Source organism: Pseudomonas sp. LBUM1679 (assembly GCF_059695565.1).
In genome coordinates, this window is the sequence record NZ_CP166774.1 from 539,171 (window position 1) to 563,721 (window position 24,551).

The following is a 24,551-nucleotide window of genomic DNA, read 5'->3' on the forward strand; positions in this document are numbered from 1 at the left end:
ATGGGTAAGAATGTCGTAGTCCTGGGCACCCAATGGGGTGATGAGGGCAAAGGCAAGATCGTTGATCTGCTGACCGAACATGCTGCCGCCGTAGTGCGCTACCAAGGCGGCCACAACGCTGGTCACACCCTGGTGATCGACGGCGAAAAAACCGTCTTGCACCTGATCCCGTCGGGCGTGCTGCGCGAAGGCGTGCAGTGCCTGATCGGCAACGGCGTGGTGGTTGCACCTGATGCCCTGCTGCGCGAGATCACCAAGCTGGAAGAGAAAGGCGTACCGGTGCGCGAACGCCTGCGTATCAGCCCGTCCTGCCCGCTGATCCTGTCCTTCCACGTTGCGCTGGACCAGGCCCGTGAAAAGGCCCGTGGCGAGCTGAAGATCGGTACTACCGGTCGCGGTATCGGCCCGGCTTACGAAGACAAGGTTGCACGTCGTGGCCTGCGTGTTGGCGACCTGCTCAACATGCCGCGCTTTGAAGACAAGCTGCGTGAACTGGTGGAGTACCACAACTTCATGCTGGTTGGTTACTACAAAGAGCCAGCCATCGACTTCGACAAGACCCTGGCCGAGTGCAAAGAATACGCTGAACTGCTCAAGCCGCTGATGCTCGACGTGACTGCCGAGCTGCACGACCTGCGTCGCGCTGGCAAAGACATCATGTTCGAAGGTGCCCAAGGCTCGTTGCTGGACATCGACCACGGCACCTACCCGTACGTGACCAGCTCTAACACCACTGCTGGCGGCGTTGCTACCGGTTCGGGTGTTGGTCCTATGTTCCTGGACTACATTCTGGGCATTACCAAGGCTTACACAACGCGTGTAGGTTCGGGTCCATTCCCGACTGAACTGTTCGACGAAGTCGGTGCACACTTGGCTAAACAAGGTCACGAGTTCGGCGCGACGACCGGCCGTGCCCGTCGTTGTGGCTGGTTCGACGCCGTTATCCTGCGTCGCGCTATCGATGTGAACAGCATCTCCGGCATCTGCCTGACCAAGCTGGACGTACTCGACGGTCTGGAAACCATCAACATTTGCGTCGGCTACAAAGATGCCGAAGGTAACGATGTTGCCCCGACTGACGCTGACAGCTACGTGGGCCTGCAGCCTGTGTACGAAGAAGTGCCGGGCTGGACCGAGTCGACCGTGGGCGCCAAAACCCTGGAAGAGCTGCCAGCCAACGCACGTGCCTACATCAAACGCGTCGAAGCGCTGATCGGTGCGCCGATCGACATTATTTCGACGGGCCCGGACCGCAACGAAACCATCGTTCTGCGTCATCCGTTCGCTTAATAAGCCGTTGATGTAAAACACAAAGGGTCCTTCATTGGGCCCTTTGTCGTTTGTGTCTGTCGGGCGGCATGACCTTTGCTGTGATCTTCATTAAGTGCATCCTTTCCGGGGTGCCATCAATTTAATGGCGTCAAAGCAGAAGGATTTCCTGTGTCGGCCGTTCTCTCTCTGTTACAAAGCCGTTTATTGCGGCCCGTGTTCGTTACCTTGGGTATCGCTCTTCTGGTGCAAGTGCTGGTGGCTGTCGCCTTGACGCGGAGCACGGTGACTGCGCTGGAGGCCGATCTGGCCTCGCGCCTGGATGCCGACAGCCAAAAGCTCTCCAGCGAACTGGAGCAGGCAGGGCGTGAAGTCACGTCGAGCCTTGATAGCCTGTCGACCAACACGCGTCAGCGCCTTACGGCCGGCTTGTCCTCGCGATTGAAGGACGAGCAGGCGCAACTGCGTGCGACGCTGGAGAAGGATCTGAAGGACTCCGCCAATGATATGGCGCAGCTTCTGGCCTCGGTCGCACCTCGCGCCATGTGGGACAGCGACGTTCCAACCCTGTCCGAATTCGCCCGCCGGGCCCAGCGCAATCCCAACGTGCTGTTCGTGGTCTATGACGACGCCACGGGCCAGCACCTGACGCGCTACCTCAACAGGGAAAACCCGATCAACAAGGCCTTGCTGGAAAAAGGCCAGGGCGAGCGGGCGCTGGACAAGGTGCTGGATGCGGCGAAGAACGATCCGTCGGTCTACTACCTCGAAGCCTCGATCAACCCCAATGGCGTGGAAATCGGCAAAGTCCTGATGGGGGTCTCGACGGCCTCGGTAGAGGCCGATGCGGCGGCGCTGGACAAGCGTTTTCTCGCGTTGATCGCCAGCAGCGATGAACTGGTGGGCGACAGCCTGAAAGGAGCGGCGGCTGATAGCGCCACCGCAATGCGTGCGCGGCTGCAGTCGGCGCAGTCCACCGCGTCCGAGATGAAAACCAACACCACTGACACGGTGCAGGAAGCGGCGACAACGTTGCGCTGGCGCATTGGCATGGGCCTGGCTGTCGTAGGCTTCGCTGTGCTGTTGCTGCTCGCGGTGGTGCTGGGTCGTCGAGTGGTCAATCGCTTGAAAATGCTCATCGCCGCCATGGACGACCTGGCTGCGGGTGAGGGCGACCTGACCAAGCGCGTGCAGATCAACAGCAAGGACGAAATCGGCGACATGGCCTCGGCGGTCAATCGTTTTGTGGATAAGTTGCAGCCGATCGTGCGTGAGGCGGGTGATGTGGCCCAGCGCACCGGTGTGGAAATTGGCGCCATGACCTTGCGCAATGCCGGCGCCGATGCGGCGGCCGGCCTGCAGCGTGATGAAGTGGCGGAGAGCTTGCGTGCGTTGTCGCAGATGGCGGATGACGCTCAATCTGAAAGCGATGCCATGCAGGCGGCCCTGCAGCAGGTGGTGGACATTCGCTCGGCCACCGATGAAAACACCCGCACCTCGGCCAGGGTCGGCAGCCTGATCGAGGCGTTGGCCGGGCAGGTCGATACCGGCGCGAAGGTCATCGAGCGGCTGGCGCGGCAGAGTGAACAGATTGAGGTGGTGCTGACAGTGATTCACGGGATCGCCGAGCAGACCAACTTGCTGGCGCTGAACGCGGCCATCGAAGCGGCGCGAGCCGGCGAGACCGGTCGCGGATTTGCAGTGGTGGCTGACGAAGTGCGGGCGTTGGCGAGCAAGACCCAGAGCTCCACGGGCGACATCCAGGCGCATATCGTCGCGCTGCAAGAGGGCGCGCGTGAGGCGGTGGCTGCGATCGGTCAGGCCGGGCGTCAGGCCAGTGAAGGTCTGCTGGTGTTGCGTGACAGTGCGCGGTTGCAGCAGTCGGTGCAGGCGTCGGTCGAACAGGTGCATGCGGCGATAGGTCTGGCGACTCAGGCGGCGGCCCATCAGGCGCGGGGTGCGCAAGCCGTGCGTGGGCGGGTCGAGACCATCCATGTGCAGGCCGAGAAGGCGGCCCAGGCGGTGGTGGAGACCACGGCCAGCGGTAAGGTTCTGGATGGGTTGGCGGCGCAGTTGAAAGCGAGCCTGGGGCAGTTCAGGGCATAGGATTTATGTTGATTGGTCTGACGTCATCGCGAGCAAGCTCGCTCCCACATTGGAATGCGTTCCCCTGTGGGAGCGAGCTTGCTCGCGATGGCGGCCTTAGCGGCTCAGATACATCCGCGTCGTAAGCAAGTAAACCGGCAATCCCGACACCACTATCAACAACGCCGCATAAGGCGCCGCCGCCGCAAACTCCACATTCGCGGTATGCGCCCAGACCTCAGTTGCCAGCGTATTAAGCCCGGTCGGACTCAGCAACAGCGTCGCCGTCAGCTCCTTCATCGCATCCAGAAACACCAGTGCAAACGCGGCGCCCAGCGCCGGGAAGATGATCGGCAGGGTCACCCGGCAAAACGCACTGAAGGACGATGCCCCCAGCGTGCGTGCGGCCTCTTCCAGTTGCGGCGCAGCCTTGTTCAGTGCCGTACGGATCGGCGCTTGGGCCAGCGGCAGAAACAGCAGCGCATAAGCGATCAGCAACAACGCCGAAGTCTGGTACAGCACCGGCACATAGTGCAGCGCGAAGTACACCAGTGTCAGGGCAATCACCAGTCCTGGCAGTGCGTGCAGCAGATACGGCAGGCGCTCGGCCCAGATCGCCAGTCGACCTTTGTGACGCACCACCAGCAATCCCACTGGAACGGCCAGCACCAGGCACAGCGCTGCGCCACCGAGGGACAGCGCCAGAGACGAGAGCAATGCCTCGCTGATCGCGGCTACCGGGAACGCCGCTGACGAACCCACCGCCAACCAGTACGCCAGCATTCCCAGCGGGATGCCGCTGCCGATGATCGCCAGCGTCAAGCAATAGAGCTGTCCGACAGTCGCCCAGGGGCCGAGGCGAACCTGTTCTGCCCGGCGTGCCGCGCCCTGGCCGGTGCGCACGTGTCGTCCTTTGCCGCGCACTCGCAACTCCAGCCACAGCAGTACCAGACACAGTCCCAACAGCACCGCCGAAAGCATCGCCGCGTTGGCGTTGCTGAATTCCAGCTCGAACTGTTGGTAGATGGCGGTAGTGAAAGTCTGCAGGCCGATAATCGATAGCGCGCCGAACTCCACCAGCATGTGCAGCGCTATCAGTAGAGCCCCGGCCAGCAGTGATGGCCAGAGTAGGGGCAGGGTGATCTTGAAGAAGACGCCCAGGCGATTCTGCCCCAGTGTGCGGGCGGACTCTTCCAGTGACGGGTCAAGATTGCGCAGTGTCGCCGCCACCGGCAGGAATATCAGCGGATACTTGGACAGGGTCATCACCAGAATTGCCCCGCCCAGGCCTTCGAAGTGAGCGCTCAGGGAAACCCAGGTAAAACTGCTGACGAACGCCGGCACCGCGAACGGCAAGCACAGGATGACACCCCACAAGCGTCGCCCCGGCAGATTGCTGCGTTCCAGCAGCCAGGCCAGTGACAGGCCGATCACACCGCAGGCCAGGGTGACACCGATCATCAGTGCCAGGGTGTTGCGCAACAGGCCGAACACATACGGCCGCCACAGCAGGTGCAGCGCTTCGGCCCAGCCCGCTTGCCAGGTCTTGAGCCCGACATAAGCCAGCGGCAGCAGGCTGAGCACAACCAGCAACAGAACCGGCAACAGCAACCAGATCGATGGCCGTTTGCGCCGTGGCACATACCCCGCGCGCGAGGCGGGGGCGGATAACGATGCGTTCATCAGTTCAAGCCAACGTCACGTTCCAGGTCCAGGGCTTCTTCGGCATTGCCGAGGTCGGCCGGAGTGACGTTCGGCGCTTGCAGTTCGCTGAACGGTTTCAGGCCGCGATCCGATTCCATGCCTTTGTGCAGCGGGTACTCGGCGGTGGTCTGAGTAATCACCCGCTGGCCTTCTTCACTGGCCATGTAGGCGAGCAATTGCTGGGCTTCTTTTGGATGCTGGCTGGATTTCAACACGGCCGCGCTGGAAACCGTGATCAACCCGCCGACGTCGCCGCGGGTGAAATAATGCAGTTTCGAATCGAGTTGGCCTTTTTCACGCTGCAAGGCGAACCAGTAGTAGTTGTTCACCAGAACGGTCGCAACTTCGCCGTTTTCCACAGCTTTCAGCGCAACCATGTTGTTGCTGTATGTTTTGCCGAATGCACGCAGGCCGGTCAGCCATTCTTCGGCCGCGTCCATGCCGTGCACCTTGATGATCGCCACGGCCTGTTCCTGGAACGCGCCGCTGGTAGGCACGAAGCCGACCTTGCCTTGCCATTTCGGGTCGGAGAATTCCATCACCGACGTGGGCAGGTCTTTTTCGTCGATCAGTTTCGGGTTGAAAGCGACGACACGGACCCGCGCCGTGATGCCGATCCAGGTGCCATTGCCGGCGACGTAGTCCTTTGGCAGAACGGCGAGGGTGGCGGCATCGGTCGGCGCCAGCAAGCCCTGTTCGCCGAGCTTGTTCAGCGGTGGTGATTCTTCGGTGTAGATCACGTCGGCGGGAGAGCGATCGCCTTCTTCGACGACCTGGCTGGCGAGCTGGTTGCTGCTGCCTTTGCGCACGTTGACGTGAATCCCGGACTTGGCTTCAAAGGCTTTGGCGATGGCGTCGCCGACTTCCTTGTGTTGCCCGTTATAGAGCGTCAGGGAAACTGGATCGGCGGCCTGGGTGAGGGGAGTGGCGAGTGCCAGGCCGAGCAGGGTCATGGTCAGGCCGCGGCGCAGGGTATTTCGAAACATCATTCGCAGGGTTCCTCACTGTCGCATTGCAAAATCTTGCAACAATGATAAACGATATTGTTTCTCAAGTGCGCCTTGCGGGGCTGGCATGCGTTTGGTAAAGGGACACATTACCTGTGGGAGCGAGCTTGCTCGCGATGGTCGTGAACGATAACGCTGTGAGCCTGACACCCTGCGGCGCTCTCAGGTTTTTCGCGAGCAAGCTCGCTCCTACAGGGGGGGGTGTTGATTTTTTGAAAGCCGGAAACGCAAAAACCCGCTTTCGCGGGTTTCTGTGAAATTCAAGATCGTGACCTTGAATTTGAATTGGTGCCCAGAAGAAGACTCGAACTTCCACGACCTTGCGGTCACCAGCACCTGAAGCTGGCGTGTCTACCAATTTCACCATCTGGGCATAATCTTCAGCGTCGCCGCTGTTGATGTGGCGCACTATACGGAGAGCTTTTTGATCTGTAAACCCCTGATTTGATTTTGATAAATCAAAAAGCCCCAAATGCAAAAAACCCGCTTTCGCGGGTTTTTGTGCAAGCCTTGAAATTGATCTAATCTCAAGCTCGAAATTGGTGCCCAGAAGAAGACTCGAACTTCCACGACCTTGCGGTCACCAGCACCTGAAGCTGGCGTGTCTACCAATTTCACCATCTGGGCAGTATCGGCAACGCTAGTGCGTCGTCGATGGCGCGCACTATACGGAGCGTCGTTTTAACTGTAAACCCCTGGCTTCAAAAAAACCTGGAATTTTTTACCAGTGGCATTGAAATCAGCTTTGCGGTGTCGATTAAGGGCTTTAGATGGGCTGTCATAGCCTGAAATTTCCCGTTTCATTACGCCTATGCCAAACTAACCCGCATATAGACAAGGTGAAAACTCTCTAATGGCCGATTGGCAGTCCCTCGATCCCGAGGCCGCTCGTGAAGCGGAAAAATATGAAAACCCTATTCCTAGCCGCGAACTGATCCTTCAGCACCTTGCTGATCGGGGTTCGCCTGCTAACCGCGAGCAGCTGGTCGAAGAGTTTGGTCTGACCACAGAAGACCAGGTCGAAGCCCTGCGCCGCCGCCTGCGCGCCATGGAGCGCGATGCTCAACTCATCTATACGCGTCGCGGCACGTATGCGCCGGTGGACAAGCTCGACCTGATCCTGGGCCGCATCAGCGGTCACCGTGACGGCTTCGGCTTCCTGGTCCCGGACGACGGCAGTGACGACCTGTTCATGAGCCCGGCGCAAATGCGCCTGGTGTTCGACGGCGACCGTGCCCTGGCCCGTGTTTCCGGCCTGGATCGCCGTGGTCGCCGCGAAGGCATGATCGTCGAAGTGGTCTCCCGCGCTCACGAAACCATCGTTGGTCGCTACTTCGAAGAGGGCGGTATCGGTTTCGTGGTGGCGGACAATCCGAAGATCCAGCAGGAAGTGCTGGTGACGCCGGGCCGCAATGCCAGCGCCAAGATCGGTCAGTTCGTCGAAGTGAAGATCACTCACTGGCCGACGCCGCGCTTCCAGCCGCAAGGCGATGTGGTCGAGGTCGTGGGCAACTACATGGCGCCGGGCATGGAAATCGACGTCGCCCTGCGTGCGTACGATATCCCGCACGTCTGGCCTGAAGCGGTGTTGAAAGAAGCCGCCAAGCTCAAGCCTGAAGTCGAAGAGAAAGACAAAGAGAAGCGCATAGACCTGCGCCATCTGCCGTTCGTCACCATTGACGGTGAGGACGCGCGCGACTTCGATGATGCCGTTTACTGTGAAGCCAAGCCGGGCAAGCTGCGCCTGTTCTCCGGCGGCTGGAAGTTGTACGTGGCAATTGCCGACGTCTCCAGCTACGTGAAAATCGGCTCGGCCCTGGATAACGAATCCCAGGTTCGGGGCAACTCGGTGTACTTCCCCGAGCGCGTGATTCCGATGCTGCCGGAGCAGCTGTCCAACGGCCTGTGCTCGCTGAACCCGCACGTCGATCGCCTGGCCATGGTTTGCGAGATGACCATCTCCAAAACCGGCGAGATGACTGACTACTGCTTCTACGAGGCCGTGATCCACTCCCACGCCCGCCTGACCTACAACAAGGTCAGCGCGATGCTGGAAACGCCGAAACTCACCGAGGCGCGTCAGCTTCGCGGCGAGTACAACGATGTCCTGCCGCACCTCAAGCAGCTTTACGCGCTTTACAAAGTGCTGCTGGGCGCGCGTCACGTGCGTGGCGCGATCGATTTCGAAACCCAGGAAACCCGGATTATCTTCGGCACCGAGCGCAAGATTGCCGAAATCCGTCCGACCGTTCGTAACGATGCGCACAAGCTGATCGAGGAGTGCATGTTGGCCGCCAACGTGGCCACCGCAGAGTTCCTCAAGAAGCACGAAATTCCGGCTCTGTATCGAGTTCACAACGGTCCGCCACCGGAGCGTCTGGAAAAACTGCGCGCGTTCCTGGGTGAGCTCGGCCTGTCCCTGCACAAAGGCAAGGATGGCCCGTCGCCGAAGGATTACCAGGCGTTGCTGGCCAGCATCAAGGACCGTCCGGATTTCCACCTGATCCAGACCGTCATGCTGCGTTCCCTGAGTCAGGCGGTGTACAGCGCTGATAACCAGGGCCACTTCGGCCTGAATTACGAAGCCTATACCCACTTCACTTCGCCGATCCGCCGCTACCCGGACTTGCTCACGCACCGGGCGATCCGCAGCGTCATCCATTCGAAAATGGACACCCCGCACGTTCGCCGTGCCGGTGCGATGACCATTCCGAAGGCGCGCATCTATCCGTATGACGAAGCGATCCTGGAGCAGCTCGGCGAGCAGTGCTCGATGAGCGAGCGCCGTGCCGACGAAGCCACCCGTGACGTGGTGAACTGGCTCAAGTGCGAGTTCATGAAAGATCGCGTGGGCGAGTCGTTCCCGGGTGTGATTACCGCCGTGACCGGTTTCGGCCTGTTCGTCGAGCTGACCGATATCTACGTCGAAGGCCTGGTGCACGTCACCGCGCTGCCGGGCGATTACTACCACTTCGATCCTGTGCATCACCGCCTCGCCGGTGAGCGTACCGGTCGCAGCTTCCGCCTGGGCGATACCGTTGAAGTGCGCGTGATGCGCGTCGACCTCGACGAACGCAAGATCGACTTCGAGATGGCTGAAAAAACCATCAGCGCGCCGATCGGTCGCAAGAAGCGCGGGACGGAAAAAACCGAGCCAGCCGCCAAGACTGCTGCTAAAACCGCGGCAGAGCCGGCCCCGGCGAAAACCACTGGTCGTCGTCCTGCCAAGGAAAAGGCTGTCGAAGCCTATCGCCCAAGTGATGCCGCGGCGAAAAACGCCGAATTGCGCAAAAGTCGTGAACTGAAGCAGGCATTGCTGTCTGAAGCGAAGAGCGGCGGTAAAGCGGCGTCTGGGGGAAAGACCGGACGGTCGGCGCCTGACAAGGCTCCCGGCGGCAAGCCAGCCAAACCAAGCAAACACCGTAAAGGCCCGCCCAAAGCGGGTTCTGCTCCAGCTGCCAAAAGCGGCGGAGTGCGTAAACCTAAGGCCAAGTCATGAGTCAGTTGGAAAAGATCTACGGCGTGCATGCGGTAGAAGCGTTGCTGCGTCACCACCCAAAACGCGTCAAGCAGATCTGGCTGGCTGAAGGCCGCAGCGATCCGCGGGTTCAGACGCTGATCGAGCTGGCTGCGGAAAATCGCGTTGCCGTGGGCAATGCCGAGCGTCGTGAGCTGGATGCATGGGTTGAAGGCGTGCATCAGGGCGTGGTGGCGGAAGTGAGTCCGAGCCAGGTCTGGGGCGAGGCGATGCTCGATGAGCTGCTCGACCGCACCGAAGGTGCACCGCTGTTGCTGGTGCTCGACGGCGTGACCGACCCGCACAACCTGGGCGCTTGCCTGCGTTCAGCCGATGCGGCCGGTGCGCTGGCGGTGATCGTGCCCAAGGACAAGTCGGCGACCCTGACCCCGACGGTACGCAAGGTGGCTTGCGGTGCGGCGGAAGTGATTCCGTTGGTTGCCGTGACCAACCTGGCGCGCACCCTGGAAAAACTCAAGCAGCGTGGCTTGTGGGTCGTCGGTACCGCGGGCGAGGCCGAGCAGAGTCTGTATCAGCAGGACATGACCGGCCCGACCATCCTGATCATGGGTGCGGAAGGCAGTGGCATGCGTCGCCTGACCCGTGATCTTTGCGACTACCTGGTACACCTGCCGATGGCCGGCAGCGTCAGCAGTCTCAACGTGTCCGTGGCGACTGGAGTGTGCCTGTTCGAGGCAAAGCGCCAGCGCAGCGTCAAAGCCGCCGGAACCGCCAAGAAGTCCTGAGCCAGTTGTAATCCCTGTGGGAGCGAGCTTGCTCCGGGCGGCGTTCCGACGATAGCGGAGTAACATTCAGCATTAATGTCGAATGTTATGCCCTCATCGCGAGCAAGCTCGCTCCCACAGTGGTTTGTGGTGGGGCAAAAAATGGTGGGCGAACGAACTGTTCAAATAATCACCAATTGCCTTGCACCTCTCCCGTCCCTTCTCTACAATTGCGCCCCTTGCTGTGACGGCAGGCACGCATGTGTCTATCGCAAGCAAGTCCATAAGTGTCATTCACTCCTTGTCTGACCGCTTTTGAGCGGCAGGCTACAACCCGTAAGGAGCATTCATGCGTCATTACGAAATCATCTTTTTGGTCCACCCGGATCAAAGCGAGCAAGTCGGCGGCATGGTTGAGCGTTACACCAAGCTGATCGAAGAAGACGGCGGCAAAATCCACCGTCTGGAAGATTGGGGCCGTCGTCAACTGGCCTACGCAATCAACAATGTTCACAAGGCTCACTACGTGATGCTGAACGTTGAGTGCACTGGCAAGGCCCTGGCCGAGCTGGAAGACAACTTCCGCTACAACGATGCAGTGATCCGTAACCTGGTCATCCGTCGCGAAGAAGCCGTTACCGGCCAATCCGAGATGCTCAAGGCTGAAGAAAACCGCAGTGAGCGCCGTGAGCGTCGCGACCGTCCTGAGCACGAAGGCGCTGAAAGCGCTGATAGTGATGACAGCGACAACAGCGATAACGCTGACGAGTAATCCACGGACCTTTTGAGGAGCCTATTACATGGCACGTTTCTTCCGTCGTCGTAAATTCTGCCGCTTCACCGCTGAAGACGTGAAAGAGATCGATTACAAAGATCTCAACACCCTGAAAGCTTATGTTTCCGAGACCGGCAAAATCGTTCCAAGCCGTATCACCGGTACCAAAGCACGTTATCAGCGTCAGCTGGCCACCGCTATCAAGCGCGCCCGCTTCCTGGCCCTGCTGGCCTACACCGACAGCCACGGCCGCTGAGACCGGGCAGTCGACACGTAGCAAAGGATTGAAAGCATGCGTGCCTTAGCTGAGTTCATCATGCGCGGCCGTATGCAGGCCACTCTGGTAGTGGCTGGATGCGCAGCATTGCCGTTGTTGTATTGGTTGGGTGCTGCCGCTGGATGCTTCGTGCTCCTGCGGCGCGGATTGAAGGACGCCTCGAGCGTTCTTGCTCTGGGATTGCTGCCGGCATTGATCTGGTGGCTTTACGCCGATGACCCACGCTCACTTCTGGTGCTGCTGGGGTCTTGGAGCCTTGCGTTGGTTTTGCGCGCAAGCGAGTCCTGGAACCGCGTGCTGCTGGTCAGCATAGCGATGGGAGTGGTGTTTTCAGTGGTGCTGGGGACGGCTTTTGGTCCGCAGATCGAGATGCTGGCGCAGGCTTTGATAAAAGTCATGCCGTCGCTACTCGGTGATGTCTACCAGAAGTTGTCGGTAGACGAGCAAGCGCATTTTGCGTCCCTGATTGCACCGGTCCTGACCGGCCTGATTGCGGCTTTGTTGCAAATCGTCAGTGTGCTGAGCCTGATTGTCGGGCGCTACTGGCAGGCGTTGTTGTACAACCCGGGTGGTTTTGGTCGCGAGTTTCGCGCCATCCGATTCCCGCTTGGGCCGGCGATGTTGCTGCTGGCGTTCATGCTTCTGGGGCCGAACATCGGTCCGCAGATGGCCATGTTGACGCCGTTGTGCAGCGTACCGCTGGTATTCGCCGGGCTGGCCCTGATTCACGGGCTGGTGGCGCAAAAGCGACTGGCCAGGTTCTGGCTGGTGGGGTTGTACGTCACGCTGTTGCTGTTCATGCAGCTGATCTATCCGTTGCTGGTGGTCTTGGCCATCGTCGACAGCCTGATTGATTTTCGCGGTCGTTCGACGCCGAAAGACGTCGATAGCGCGAACGGTGAAGGTTAAAAGTTAAGAGGATTTTCACATGCAACTGATCCTTCTGGAAAAAGTCACCAATCTGGGCAACCTGGGTGACAAAGTGAACGTTAAGGCTGGTTACGGTCGTAACTACCTGCTGCCTTACGGCAAAGCTACCGCTGCGACCGCTGCCAACCTGGCTGCGTTCGAAGAGCGTCGCGCCGAGCTGGAAAAAGCCGCAGCAGACCGTAAAACTTCGGCTGAAAGCCGTGCCGCCCAACTGGCTGAGCTGGAAGTGACTATCACTGCCACCGCCGGTGACGAAGGCAAGCTGTTCGGTTCGATCGGCACCCACGACATCGCTGATGCACTGACCGCCTCTGGCGTTGAAGTTGCAAAAAGCGAAGTTCGTCTGCCGAACGGCACTATCCGCAACGTAGGCGAATTCGACGTGGCCGTGCACCTGCACGCCGAAGTTGAAGCCACCGTACGCGTTGTCGTGGTAGCAGCTTAAGCAGCACTTGTCGGCTGGCACCCTCGGGTGCTTGCCGGTAACATCGGGCACGATCCTGTTTACAGGTCGTGCCCTTTGTCTTTCTGCAGTTCCTGATTTTCACAAACCTATTCAAGTGGCCATGAACGATATCTCCGCTCCTGAGCAATATGACCTGCAAACCGCGTCCCTGAAGGTGCCTCCGCATTCCATCGAGGCCGAACAGGCCGTGCTCGGTGGTCTGATGCTGGACAACAACGCCTGGGAACGCGTGCTCGATCAAGTCTCGGACGGCGATTTCTATCGGCATGACCACCGTTTGATCTTCCGTGCAATCGCCAAACTGGCCGACCGGAACTCGCCGATCGACGTCGTGACCCTTGCCGAGCAATTGGACAAGGAAGGTCAGACCTCGCAAGTCGGTGGGCTTGGTTACCTTGGCGAACTGGCAAAAAACACGCCGTCCGTCGCCAACATCAAGGCCTATGCGCAGATCGTTCGCGCGCGGGCGACCCTGCGGCAACTGATCGGCATTGCTACCGAGATCGCCGACAGCGCCTTCAACCCGGAAGGCCGCACGGCGGAAGAGATTCTCGACGAAGCAGAGCGGCAGATCTTCCAGATCGCCGAGGCCCGGCCAAAAACCGGCGGCCCGGTGAGCGTGAATGACCTGCTGACCAAGGCCATCGACCGCATCGACACCTTGTTCAACACCGACAACGCCATTACCGGCCTGTCCACCGGTTATACCGATCTCGACGGGATGACCAGCGGCCTGCAGCCGTCCGACCTGATCATCGTCGCCGGCCGTCCTTCCATGGGTAAAACCACCTTTGCGATGAACCTGGTGGAAAACGCCGTGTTGCGCAGCGACAAGTGCGTACTGGTCTACTCGCTGGAGATGCCAGGCGAATCGCTGATCATGCGTATGTTGTCGTCCCTCGGCCGGATCGACCAGACCAAGGTCCGGGCCGGTCGCCTGGACGACGACGATTGGCCGCGCCTGACCTCGGCGGTCAACCTGCTCAACGATCGCAAGCTGTTCATCGACGATACGGCCGGTATCAGCCCCTCGGAAATGCGTGCGCGGACCCGACGGCTGGTGCGTGAACACGGCGATGTGGCCCTGATCATGATCGACTACCTGCAATTGATGCAGATCCCGGGCTCCGGTGGCGACAACCGGACCAACGAAATTTCCGAAATCTCCCGTTCCTTGAAAGCCCTGGCCAAGGAATTCAACTGCCCGGTGGTGGCGCTCTCGCAGCTCAACCGCTCCCTGGAGCAACGGCCGAACAAACGCCCTATCAACTCCGACTTGCGCGAGTCCGGAGCGATCGAGCAGGATGCTGACGTGATCATGTTCGTGTACCGGGACGAGGTGTACCACCCGGAAACCGAGCATAAAGGCATCGCCGAGATCATCATCGGCAAGCAGCGGAACGGTCCGATCGGCACGTCACGACTGGCGTTCATCGGCAAGTACACCCGCTTCGAAAACCTCGCGCCGGGCAGCTACAACTTCGACGACGAGTAAAAACTGGCCGAAAACATTCGGCCAGCCGCACTCTTGCCGCTTTAAATCGTCATTGCGTACGTGGCGCTCCCGAAGGGCCGGCAAGCGGCACATCAACAAGGGGGTGCTCGTTCAGTTCTTGCCTGGTCAGCGTTTCGATCAGTACGGTTTCAGCTTTCGCAAGCTCTGCTTGCACGTCTATGGCTTGCGCCTCATGCGCCTGGCCCGATAGCTGCCTTGCCTCAAGAGCCGCGTCGAGCGTCGCCATCCGATCCTGAAACGGCTGGCGGTGTTCTTCGAATCGCAATTGGTATTTGTTGGCCAGGTATTCCTGCCAGAACTCTCTTGACGCCAGTGCCTGGAATTCTTCAGGCGAATTGTCCAGCGCCACAACTTTTTTGTAAGCAGCCTCCAACATTGCGTTGGACACGTTCGCCATGCCAATGAAGGCAGCTTTCTCGGGTTGCCCCGGTAATTGCAGCCTGTCCTTGAGTTTGAAACGATAGGCGAGCCTGATCTCCACTTCCTCGGCCAATCGATTCCGGTGATGGCGTTTCTCCGCTTCCGGGATCTTCGGATCGTTGACGATCGCCTCGCTCTGAGCGATGTCGGCCGATGCGATTTCATCAACTGTGTGCAAGCGGAACAGACCTCTGGAGAACGTCGACAGTTGCAGGCCTTCAGTCTGATCTTTCACCCTGGAGCGGGCGCTGTGCATCATTGCCCTGGTTTCCAGATTAGAGAATGTGAACGCTGCGCGATCACAACAGGCGGCTTCGCCCGCCCGATTAAACAATTCCCGACGCAAGTTGTGGGAGTCCGCATTATTTTCGGTAATGGTATCGATCATCGCCCAAACCCGTCGCTGGAGATCTGCATGGGTGTTGCTGTCGTAAAGAAGTCTCGAAAGCGTGCTGAACAGACCATCTGAACCAGCTTGCTGGCGTAATTCATTCCATTGAATGCGTCTGGCTGAAACTTCACTGGCTGATAACCCCTGGATCCAGCGCGCGAATCGTTCTTCTGCTATTGGTGCTCGGGGAGCGCCGTTTTGCAGAGAGCGTGTAGAGGTAATGAATAAATTGTTCGGTCCGGTCATGGGTGTTTCGGCTTCAATCAAGCGGGCGACATAATTTATCAACTGCGTCATGGTGCGATTGGATAGGGGATTGCCGGATACATTGGTTACGTTATTGGCACGTGATGTCAGCGCAAGACGATCGTCGGGCGGTGCGATCACGGAGTCGGGAATTGTGCTGATCCGGTTATTGCTCAGATTTATCACGTCCAGCAATGGCTGTTCGGCAAGGCCGGTCGGAAAATTTTCTATGCCTGTATTGGACAGATAGAGCGAACGCATGTCTGTTATCCGACTGAAGTCCGGTGTAATGCCGAGCTCTGGATTTCCATGCAGCAATAACGCTCTGAGCGTTGTCCGCCCGGACAGGTCGCGAGCTGTTTCCGGGGTCAGGCGAATCTCGTTGTTGTTCAGAACGAGACGGGTCAGGCCGTTCATTTCACCCAACGCCGGAGGCAATTCACGCAATTGATTGTTCGACATATCCAGCCATCGCACATGCCGGTATCGGGTAAGGAAACCCTCTGGCGAAGCACTCAGGTTCATGTTGTTCAGTTTGAGTGACCCGACATGGCTGAAGTCCACGTCAAGATCCGGCAGGTTCGGCAGCCTCAGACCACTGAGATCCAGTTCCAGACCAATAGGTGTGCCGTCATTGGCCAGTTTTTGCGGTGTCTCACGCCTCCAGCAACTGAGAATTCGATCCCGGGCCGTATTTCGATCATTTCGAGTGACCGCATTGATCTGCAACTGGTTGGCGCGGATGTATCCTCTGCCGGCACCACCACCGGAAAACGCCCAATTGTCCAGCTGACTTTTGAGTGTGTTGAATTCCTGTTCGAGGGCGTTCAGTTTTGTAGCGACGGTTCCACTCTCAAGGCCCCAGAGGTATTCCCTGCACTCCTTGATGCTCTTGGCCGGGTATATCCGCCGGTATCGTTGGGCCCTGGAGTTGTCGCTGTCAAATGCCGCGGGATGTGCAGGGCTCATCAGTTCGGGGTGAGTCGCGTTCAGGCGCCGCCAATAGCCGTCGAATGTTCTCCAGTAGTCGGCAGGAAATTCGTTGCCTTCAAGCAGCGTGGCCCCGTTGATCCTGGCAATTGATGGCAACTGTTCGGGAGTAGGGTCGAGGAATGCCTGCGGCACCTCACTCAATTGGTTGTTGCGCAAATCAAGGCTCGTCAAAGCTGCCTTGTCCTGCAATCCTGTCGGCCACTGACTGATCCCGGTATTACTCAACGCCAGGGTCGTCAGCCCGGACATGGCGCTGAAGTCGGGGGTTGTCTTGAGTGGGTTATGGGCAAGATTGACCGTCGTCAGCTGGCTCATGGCGCTCAGTTTTGCAGCACTTCGCTCATCCAGTTCAATGCGGTTCGTGCTCAAACCCAGATAGCTCAGCTTGTCCATTTCACCAATCTTGGCGGGTACTTTCTCAACCCTGGAGTGGGTGATGGATAAGTGTTCCAGATTGGGGAAATTGGACAGGAATGTGTCGGCAGCGTCCGACCAGGTAATGGTGTCGAGGCTGAGTAATCTGACATGGCTGAAATCCACGGTCAGGGCCGGGAGTGACCCGTTTACAGATGGCAGCCTTAACATTTCCCCCGAGTCCTGGAGCCAGCAGCCCTTGATTATTCTGGCAACACGTTGCGCCTGTATTTTTGCAGGGGTGTTGATGGTGGATGAACCGGGTTGACTGGCGCCTATGTAGGCGTCCAGCTGCGTTTCCAGTACATCCAGATCCTGAGCGCGTCGGGCCAGTGTCGCTTCTGCGTCATCACCCAATCCGATGAAAAACTCCCTGGCCTCTTGCGCGTTCTTGTTCGGGTACACCCGCTGCACGCTGGCGACCTCGGGCATACCACCCTCTAGCCTGAACGCGCCGGCCAAGGCGTTGGTCCTCAGTTCGGGACGATCGGCAGTCACGCGTCGCCAATACACTTCAAGCGTTTTCCAATAGCCGGCTGGGAATGGATTGCCTTCAAACAGCGTGACGCTGTTGATCCGGGCGATCGCTTCGAACTGAGGGGCCGAGGGATTGAGGATTGCCGGCGGAACCTCTCGCAATCGGTTGTTGCGCAAGTCGACGAGTTTCAGTCTGGTCTGATTCTGCAAGCCTGTTGGCCATTGATCCAGTTGCGTATTACTCAGCTTCAGCACTTCCAACTCGGACATGCCGGCGAAATCGGGCGTTTTCCCCAGTGGATTTTCCGACAGGTCAATGCGCTTGAGTTTGCTGAGTGCGCTCAGTTTTCCGGCCGTTTGCTCATTGAGCTGAATACGGTTCGAACTCAGATCCAATTCCCTCAGATTGGACATTTCGGCAACGGCGGCGGGCAGTTTATCCAGCGTGGAGCGGGTCACGGTCAAATGTTCCAGGCCGGAGAATCCGGCAAGGAATGTGTTAGCGGTGTCTGACCAGGTGACGGAGTCTAGTTCCAACCTCCGGACATGGCTGAAATCCGCATTCAACGCCGGAAGAGTGCCTGTCCCGGGCTCAAGCCTCAGCGTTGTCCCGGTCTGCTGACGCCAACAGCGTTTTATCTCATCGGCGATCCCTTGCGCCCAGCCTTTGGCTGTTCCGGGAGTCGATGCAGTGGAGGGCTGTTTGACCCAGGATTTCAGTTCGGCCTTGAGCGTTTTGTACTCGGCTTCGCGGCGGGTCAAACCGCCTTCGACGTCGGCTCCAAGCGACCGGATAAATACGGTGATCTGTTCTTTGCTGTGGTCCGGAAACAATTTTCCGGCGCGGGACTCTGGACTGCGCAGTCGATTGAAGGCCGAGGAAAGCCTGTCTAGCAGTCCTTGACGAACAGGGCCATCGCCTTCACCACGCATCATCCCGCCTGCGCCGGCCACCCCGGTTCCCACCCAGCCTTGCACGGCATCGAACACAATCGGTTCCGACCTTCCTGGTCGTGTGGAGACATAAATATTGGCGTTGTCGTCGGCCACGGGATCCTCGCTGCGGACGATGCGCATCACGGCCGCTAGCGGGGTCGACGCGTCAGGATCGTACAGCACCTCATAGGCGTGGTTTTCGATCACCGCGTAGAGTTTGCCATCGAACCGATGGAGCCCATCGCTGCCGGGCTCTGCGTCGCTGAAGTCCAGCTTCGTGCGGAAAGCCCCCAGGCGAGTATCGGTCAACGGGAAGGTGATCGGCTCGAAGTCTTCCAGCGGGTGCCAGAGTCCGCTGTCGGTGTCGCGCAGCAGCACCGGCCCGGAGGCGGTCAATTCGCTAGGTAGTCTGGCCCGGTACAGACCGGTCTCCGCATCCGTTGCGACATGAACGATGCCGCCGCCGGACACGTCGACGTACTGGCGGCCTTTGAAGACTCTGAAACCCTCGGCATTGGCATCCGGGAAATGGGCCGCAGCGGTGACCCAGTAATGCTCCAGCGGGCGTTGCGCAGGCGTCGGGTTCGTTTCAGACACGGAGGATGTCTCGCTGACCGTGACGGGCGGCGCCGGTGTGATTGCATCAAGGTCAATGTCCCCCGGTACTCTGCCCGGCTCCGCGGGATTTCGCGGATGTGTTCCGATGGATGGGCCGAAGTCGACACGGGGTGGAATGTCGGGGCGTGGTGTGGACCCGTCCAATGGTGTTGTCGGACGTGTATGGACATCGACTGTGATGGTGCCTCTCGAAGGCGGTTTTGGTGACATGAGTTTTCATCCTTGAAAGGTTGCCGCATCAGCACCTGAAAACGAGAGGCTGATACGGCGCTTGGCTTCATTGCCGGTTTATGTGTCTTAGGGTTCTCAGCACTTGGTCGGGGAGGACATAGTAGAGAGCCCGCCGCCGCAGCCTTACGCCGCCAGCTCGAAAATTTTCTGCGCCGTCTTGCCATCAAGGGTTTCACGCCAGATGGCTACGTGCGGCAAACCGGCCTGCTCATCCCGGCGCTGGGATGAAACGCCCCGTCCGCTCTGTTCGAGCGTCTTGAGATGGCCGCCCTTTTCCTTGAAGTTCAGGTCGAGGCTGTCCTTTCTTTCGTATTTGAAATGGACGTGCCACAACGGCTCCCGAGTCTTGATATCGGACAGGACATAGATATCGAGAAAGTATTTGTCCTTGCTCTTGCCTCGCTCCAGTCGGGTATGGGTTTTCACGGCGCTGATTTGCCCTTGGCTGATCAGATACGCCACGCGATCAACACTCAGATAGGATTTGTCCTTGTAGAGCCGGATGCGGATGTCTTCGCATTCGTTGCGCAGGCGTTGACTATCTTGCCTCAGGCGCTGGACGAGGCTGATGTTGTCCGCGGCCGGATTCGCCGTTCGTTCGAGCTGTCGGGCAATGTCGTCGAGCGCTTCGGCCTTGCCACCGAGAAACTCGACGATATTGGTGGCGTTGCGTTTTGCCCGTTCATCCTGCCAGGCACTGCCCAGGTGCGAGTCGGACTGATCCAGCCGCTGAGTGGCTTGCGTCATCAGCTCGGGCAATGTTCTGTTTTGTGCGGGTTGCACTCGGCGCCACTCTCCCTCCCTGTGTTCATAGGTTCGCAAGACCTGTGCCGAGTTGTGGGGATCGATCACATCGATCACCTCTTCGCCCGTCGCGGTGCGACGTGATTGACCGACGCTGATCTTGTAGACACCGTGGTGTTTGGCGCGGAAGACTCGTCTGGGCATGGGCGCCTGCCCGGCCCTGTCTTGAGCAGGGATGAAGGCGAAATCAATGGGCTGATCCTGTGCCGGTATTGCCGAGGTGTGTTCCAGATCTCTGTGGTACCGCGCCACCTCGGTCTCCAGGGCGGTATCGAAGCCCTGGATGGCCTCAATGATTTCGCTCCGGGAATTGGCCCGAGGTGAGCCTGGTGGCAGGTCCAGATTTTCGTACGAGGCCCTGATTGCCGCGCTTTGGTCGAGCAGACCGGTCAGCACCGAGATGCGAGCGACTTCAGGAATACTCTCGACCCTGCGGAACGCGGAAGCGACCTCGATAAAAGAGTGCGCCAGTTGCACCGCTTCGGAGTCAGTGTTGTCTGGGTCGTCCGTCAGCAGTCTGCTTCGGGCTTCGACCCAGCCGGAGACTACTTCATGAATCTCCTTTGGGTCATAACCCAGTTCGGCCAGCTCAAGCTCTGAGGAACGCGATCTTGTCTGGATGTCATTTACAACCTGTTGGCGCTTTTCCAGAATGTTCCGTTTGTTCATCAGGTGTTCAGCGACAGCTTGATAGGCCGGTGCCGGGTCATTGATTAGTTGAATCTCCAGGGATTTGCGTGCATCGCTGGCAACAATGAGACGGTTGTAGGCTGCAACTGTAAATTCCCGAAGTTCGTGCAGTTCGTTTCTATAGACGCCGTTTGCTTTAACAAGAATCAACCAATCGCGTTCGTTCACGTACTTGGTGGCCAGATCTTGCAGATGAGCGAGTTCGCGGCGAATTTGTACTTCCAGGAGTACCAGAGCCGTTCTTTCACCTTCAGTGCCGACTACTCCCTGCCAGCTAGTCGTTAGTTGAAGTCTTCTCTGTCTGGCAGACTCAAGCATGGCGGATTCTGTACGCAATAACGCTATCCGGTCGGCGAACCGATCTTGCAAGGAGATGTTTGCTCGCAGGCGCATCCCCCCCGCACCGGCCACCCCGGTTCCCACCCAGCTGTTCTGCGCATCGAGAACAATCGGCTCTGACCTTCCCGGGCGTGTCGCGACATAAACGTTGTCGGCGTCCAGGGCGACAGGATCTTCTGTCCGGACGATGCGCATCACGGAGGCTTGCGGCGACGATGCCTCAAGATCATGCAGCACCTGATAGGCGTGGTGCTCGATGACAACGTAGAGCTTGCCATCGAATGGGTACAGCCCGTCGCTGTCCGGTTCGACGCCGGTGAGGTCCAGGTCCGTGCGGAAGGCTTCCAGGCGGGCGGCGGTCAACGGGTAGGTCGCTGGCGCAATGTCATCCAGCGGATGCCAGAACTTGCTATCGGGGTCCCGCACCAGCACCGGGCCCGAAGGTTGCAGTTCGTTCGGCAGTTTGGCCCGATACAAGCCGGTTTCGGGATCTGCAACGATGTGTACGATGCCGCCGCCAGGCACATCGGCGTATTGGCGTCCTTTGGACGTTCTGAAGCCTTGGGCGTCGGCGTCCGGTAGCCGGGCCGCAGCGGTAATCCAGTACTGCTCCAGCGGGCGTTGCTCAGGCGTAAGTGCGACGTCAGAGGCGGAAGATGTCTCGCTGACCGTGACGGACGCCGCCGGTGTGATTGCATCAAGGTCTACGTCCCCCGGTACTCTGCCCGGCTCCGCGGGATTGCGCGGATGTGTCCCGATGGTTGGGCCGAAGTCGACACGGGGTGGTATGTCGGGGTGCGGTGTGGGCCCGTCCAATGGTGTTGTCGGACGAGTATGGACATCGACTACGGTGGTGCCTCTCGGAGGCGGTTTTGGTGACATGAATTTTCATCCTTGAAAGGTTGCCGCATCAGCACCCACAAACGGGATGCTGAAGTGGCAGTTGGCTTCATTGCCGTTTTTTCGCTTCGCGGATCTGCAAAGCGCATCAGTATTCAGGTCCGGTCCGGGTTGTGTGAGGCGTCGGATCAAATAGAAACCGACCACTGTCGTCGGAATTGGTTAAATTTTGTGCTATATTCCGCGCCCGCGATTTTTCATCTCAACACCGGTCATCGACATGCAAGCAGCCAAGCCGTTATTTGACTATCCAAAATATTGGGCCGAATGTTTCGGGCCAGCGCCATTCCTGCCCATGAGCAGGGAGGAGATGGATCAGCTCGGCTGGGATTCATGCGACATCATCATCGTCACCGGTGATGCCTATGTCGATCACCCGTCGTTCGGCATGGCGATCATCGGCCGGCTGCTGGAGTCCCAGGGCTTCCGCGTCGGGATCATTGCCCAGCCAGACTGGCAGTCCAAAGACGACTTCATGAAGCTCGGCGAGCCGAACCTGTTCTTCGGTGTCGCGGCCGGCAACATGGACTCGATGATCAACCGCTACACCGCCGACAAGAAAATCCGCTCCGATGACGCCTATACCCCCGGTGGCCTGGCGGGCAAGCGTCCCGACCGCGCGAGCCTGGTCTACAGCCAGCGCTGCAAGGAAGCCTACAAGAATGTGCCGATCGTGCTGGGTGGCATCGAAGCCTCCCTGCGCCGCATCGCCCACTACGATTACTGGCAGGACCGGGTGCGTAACTCGATCCTGATCGACGCCTGCGCCGACATCCTGCTTTACGGCAACGCCGAGCGGGCAATCGTCGAAGTCGCCCAGCGTCTGTCCTACGGTCACAAGATCGAAGACATCACCGACGTGCGCGGCACCGCGTTCATCCGTCGCGACACGCCGAAAGACTGGTACGAAGTCGACTCCACGCGTATCGACCGTCCGGGCAAGGTCGACAAGATCATCAACCCGTACGTCAACACCCAAGATACCCAGGCCTGCGCCATCGAGCAGGAAAAGGGTCCGGTTGAGGACCCGAGCGAAGCCAAGGTCGTGCAGATCCTGGCCAGCCCCAAGATGACCCGCGACAAGACTGTGATTCGTCTGCCGTCTGTTGAAAAAGTCCGTGGCGATGCGGTGCTCTACGCTCACGCCAACCGCGTGCTTCACCTGGAAACCAACCCGGGCAACGCCCGCGCGCTGGTGCAGAAGCACGGCGAAGTCGACGTCTGGTTCAACCCGCCGCCGATTCCGATGACCACCGAAGAAATGGACTACGTGTTCGGCATGCCCTATGCGCGCATTCCGCACCCGGCGTACGGCAAGGAAAAAATCCCTGCCTACGACATGATCCGCTTCTCGGTGAACATCATGCGTGGCTGCTTCGGTGGCTGCACCTTCTGCTCGATCACCGAGCACGAAGGCCGGATTATCCAGAACCGTTCCGAAGAGTCGATCATTCGCGAAATCGAAGAGATCCGCGACAAGGTCCCAGGCTTCACCGGCGTCATTTCCGACCTCGGCGGCCCGACCGCGAACATGTACCGCATCGCCTGCAAGACCCCGGAAATCGAATCGGCGTGCCGCAAGCCGTCGTGCGTGTTCCCGGGCATTTGCCCGAACTTGAACACTGACCACTCGTCGCTGATCCAGCTGTATCGCAGCGCCCGTGCCTTGCCGGGTGTGAAGAAGATCCTGATCGCTTCCGGCCTGCGCTACGACCTCGCGGTCGAGTCGCCGGAATACGTCAAGGAGTTGGTGACCCACCACGTCGGTGGTTACCTGAAGATCGCCCCGGAACACACCGAGGAAGGTCCGCTCAACCAGATGATGAAACCGGGCATTGGCAGCTATGACAAGTTCAAGCGCATGTTCGAGAAGTACTCCAAGGAAGCCGGGAAAGAGCAGTACCTGATTCCGTACTTCATCGCCGCCCACCCGGGCACCACCGACGAAGACATGATGAACCTGGCCCTGTGGCTCAAGGGCAACGGCTTCCGCGCCGACCAGGTGCAGGCGTTCTACCCGTCGCCGATGGCCACCGCTACCGCGATGTACCACTCGGGCAAGAACCCGCTGCGCAAGGTCACTTACAAGAGCGACGCCGTGACCATCGTCAAGAGCGAAGAGCAGCGTCGCTTGCACAAGGCGTTCTTGCGTTATCACGACCCGAAAGGCTGGCCGATGCTGCGTGAAGCACTGACCCGAATGGGCCGCGCCGACCTGATCGGGCCGGGCAAGAACCAGTTGATCCCGCTGCATCAGCCGGCGACCGATAGCTACCAGAGCGCCCGTCGCAAGAACTCGACACCGGCCGGTAGCCATAAAGTGGCGGGGGAAAAGACCACCAAGATCCTGACCCAGCACACCGGTCTGCCACCGCGTGCCAGCGATGGTGGGAACCCGTGGGACAAGCGGGAACAGGCCAAGGCGGCGGCGTTTGCCCGTAACCAGCAGGCAGCCAAGGAGCGCAAGGATGCGGCCAAAGGTAAAGGGCCGAAGCCTGCGCGCAAGCCGGTTGTGCCGCGCTAGACTTCGCTTGAGCTGAACAATACGCCAACCTTCGGGTTGGCGTTTTGCGTTGTGCCTCAAAGTCAAAAGATCGCAGCCTTCGGCAGCTCCTACAGGTGTACGCCATACCAATTTAGGAGCTGCCGAAGGCTGCGATCTTTTGATCTTCGCCACATTTGCGTGCAATCCCCCCAAACCAATTTCCCGCATCGCCCGATTTTGGTGCTGTACTGCCTCAAGCAAACGGGGAAAGCGCCAGCGCCGCTGGATGGCATAAGTCTTGCGCCGCTTTCGATAATGTCCAGGCTCGCAGGAGGC

The 24,551-nt window shown here is 59.1% G+C and carries 14 protein-coding genes, 2 tRNA genes and 1 pseudogene; 11 read left to right on the forward strand and 6 right to left on the reverse strand.

All coding sequences use genetic code 11. The features are described 5' to 3' along the window. Positions 1-1,290, forward strand: coding sequence for an adenylosuccinate synthase (locus tag ACA062_RS02440; protein WP_497455072.1), 1,290 nt, complete (start codon positions 1-3; stop codon positions 1,288-1,290). A gap of 150 nt (positions 1,291-1,440) precedes the next feature. Continuing rightward, positions 1,441-3,375, forward strand: coding sequence for a methyl-accepting chemotaxis protein (locus ACA062_RS02445; protein WP_497455073.1), 1,935 nt, complete (start codon positions 1,441-1,443; stop codon positions 3,373-3,375). Between the two features lie 96 nt (positions 3,376-3,471). Here the strand turns inward: ACA062_RS02445 and ACA062_RS02450 are convergent, their stop codons facing one another. Together ACA062_RS02450 and ACA062_RS02455 are read right to left on the reverse strand one after the other, a co-directional pair. Beyond that, positions 3,472-5,037 carry an ABC transporter permease gene (locus ACA062_RS02450; protein ID WP_497455074.1) on the reverse strand — a complete coding sequence of 522 codons (1,566 nt, stop codon included), beginning with the start codon at positions 5,035-5,037 and terminating at the stop codon, positions 3,472-3,474. Then, positions 5,037-6,047 carry an extracellular solute-binding protein gene (locus ACA062_RS02455; RefSeq protein ID WP_497455075.1) on the reverse strand — a complete coding sequence of 337 codons (1,011 nt, stop codon included), beginning with the start codon at positions 6,045-6,047 and terminating at the stop codon, positions 5,037-5,039. The genes ACA062_RS02450 and ACA062_RS02455 overlap by 1 nt, the downstream gene beginning before the upstream one ends. Before the next feature lie 134 nt (positions 6,048-6,181). Here ACA062_RS02455 and ACA062_RS02460 point away from each other — a divergent pair. Then, positions 6,182-6,259 (forward strand): annotated as a pseudogene (locus ACA062_RS02460) (outer membrane lipoprotein carrier protein LolA); the annotation flags it as partial. A 92-nt stretch (positions 6,260-6,351) separates the two neighbouring features. Here the strand turns inward: ACA062_RS02460 and ACA062_RS02465 are convergent. Both ACA062_RS02465 and ACA062_RS02470 read right to left on the reverse strand, forming a co-directional pair. Next, a tRNA-Leu gene (locus tag ACA062_RS02465) sits at positions 6,352-6,438 on the reverse strand. Between the two features lie 167 nt (positions 6,439-6,605). Continuing rightward, positions 6,606-6,692: transfer RNA gene (locus ACA062_RS02470), tRNA-Leu, on the reverse strand. Positions 6,693-6,918: 226 nt separating this feature from the next. Between ACA062_RS02470 and rnr the strand changes: the two genes are divergently transcribed. From rnr to dnaB, 7 genes are all read left to right on the forward strand, one after another. Continuing rightward, complete coding sequence (gene rnr / locus ACA062_RS02475; protein ID WP_497455076.1) at positions 6,919-9,564, forward strand: ribonuclease R; 2,646 nt, start codon at positions 6,919-6,921, stop codon at positions 9,562-9,564. Beyond that, positions 9,561-10,328, forward strand: coding sequence for a 23S rRNA (guanosine(2251)-2'-O)-methyltransferase RlmB (gene rlmB / locus ACA062_RS02480; protein WP_128874303.1), 768 nt, complete (start codon positions 9,561-9,563; stop codon positions 10,326-10,328). The genes rnr and rlmB overlap by 4 nt, the downstream gene beginning before the upstream one ends. A gap of 328 nt (positions 10,329-10,656) precedes the next feature. After that, positions 10,657-11,079, forward strand: a complete 423-nt coding sequence (rpsF, locus tag ACA062_RS02485) for a 30S ribosomal protein S6 (protein WP_003217491.1) — start codon at positions 10,657-10,659, stop codon at positions 11,077-11,079. A 28-nt stretch (positions 11,080-11,107) separates the two neighbouring features. Continuing rightward, positions 11,108-11,338 (forward strand): 30S ribosomal protein S18, encoded by a 231-nt coding sequence (gene rpsR, locus ACA062_RS02490; RefSeq protein ID WP_002551829.1) that lies wholly within the window; start codon positions 11,108-11,110, stop codon positions 11,336-11,338. 36 nt (positions 11,339-11,374) lie between these two features. After that, complete coding sequence (locus tag ACA062_RS02495) at positions 11,375-12,268, forward strand: hypothetical protein (RefSeq protein ID WP_497455077.1); 894 nt, start codon at positions 11,375-11,377, stop codon at positions 12,266-12,268. A 19-nt stretch (positions 12,269-12,287) separates the two neighbouring features. Beyond that, positions 12,288-12,734 carry a 50S ribosomal protein L9 gene (rplI, locus tag ACA062_RS02500; protein ID WP_003197251.1) on the forward strand — a complete coding sequence of 149 codons (447 nt, stop codon included), beginning with the start codon at positions 12,288-12,290 and terminating at the stop codon, positions 12,732-12,734. A gap of 121 nt (positions 12,735-12,855) precedes the next feature. Further along, complete coding sequence (gene dnaB / locus ACA062_RS02505; protein WP_128874305.1) at positions 12,856-14,250, forward strand: replicative DNA helicase; 1,395 nt, start codon at positions 12,856-12,858, stop codon at positions 14,248-14,250. A gap of 49 nt (positions 14,251-14,299) precedes the next feature. On the opposite strand, the gene ACA062_RS02510 is transcribed toward dnaB, so the two are convergent. Both ACA062_RS02510 and ACA062_RS02515 read right to left on the reverse strand, forming a co-directional pair. Next, the gene (locus ACA062_RS02510) at positions 14,300-18,745 is read right to left on the reverse strand and encodes an NEL-type E3 ubiquitin ligase domain-containing protein (RefSeq protein WP_497455078.1); all 4,446 of its coding nucleotides are present in this window, start codon (positions 18,743-18,745) and stop codon (positions 14,300-14,302) included. Positions 18,746-19,120: 375 nt separating this feature from the next. Next, entirely contained in the window at positions 19,121-21,712 is a 2,592-nt protein-coding gene (locus tag ACA062_RS02515; protein WP_497455079.1) for a hypothetical protein, read from the reverse strand. A gap of 238 nt (positions 21,713-21,950) precedes the next feature. On the opposite strand from ACA062_RS02515, the gene ACA062_RS02520 reads away from it, so the two are divergent. Continuing rightward, entirely contained in the window at positions 21,951-24,254 is a 2,304-nt protein-coding gene (locus ACA062_RS02520; RefSeq protein WP_154992743.1) for a YgiQ family radical SAM protein, read from the forward strand. Positions 24,255-24,551 lie beyond the last annotated feature (297 nt).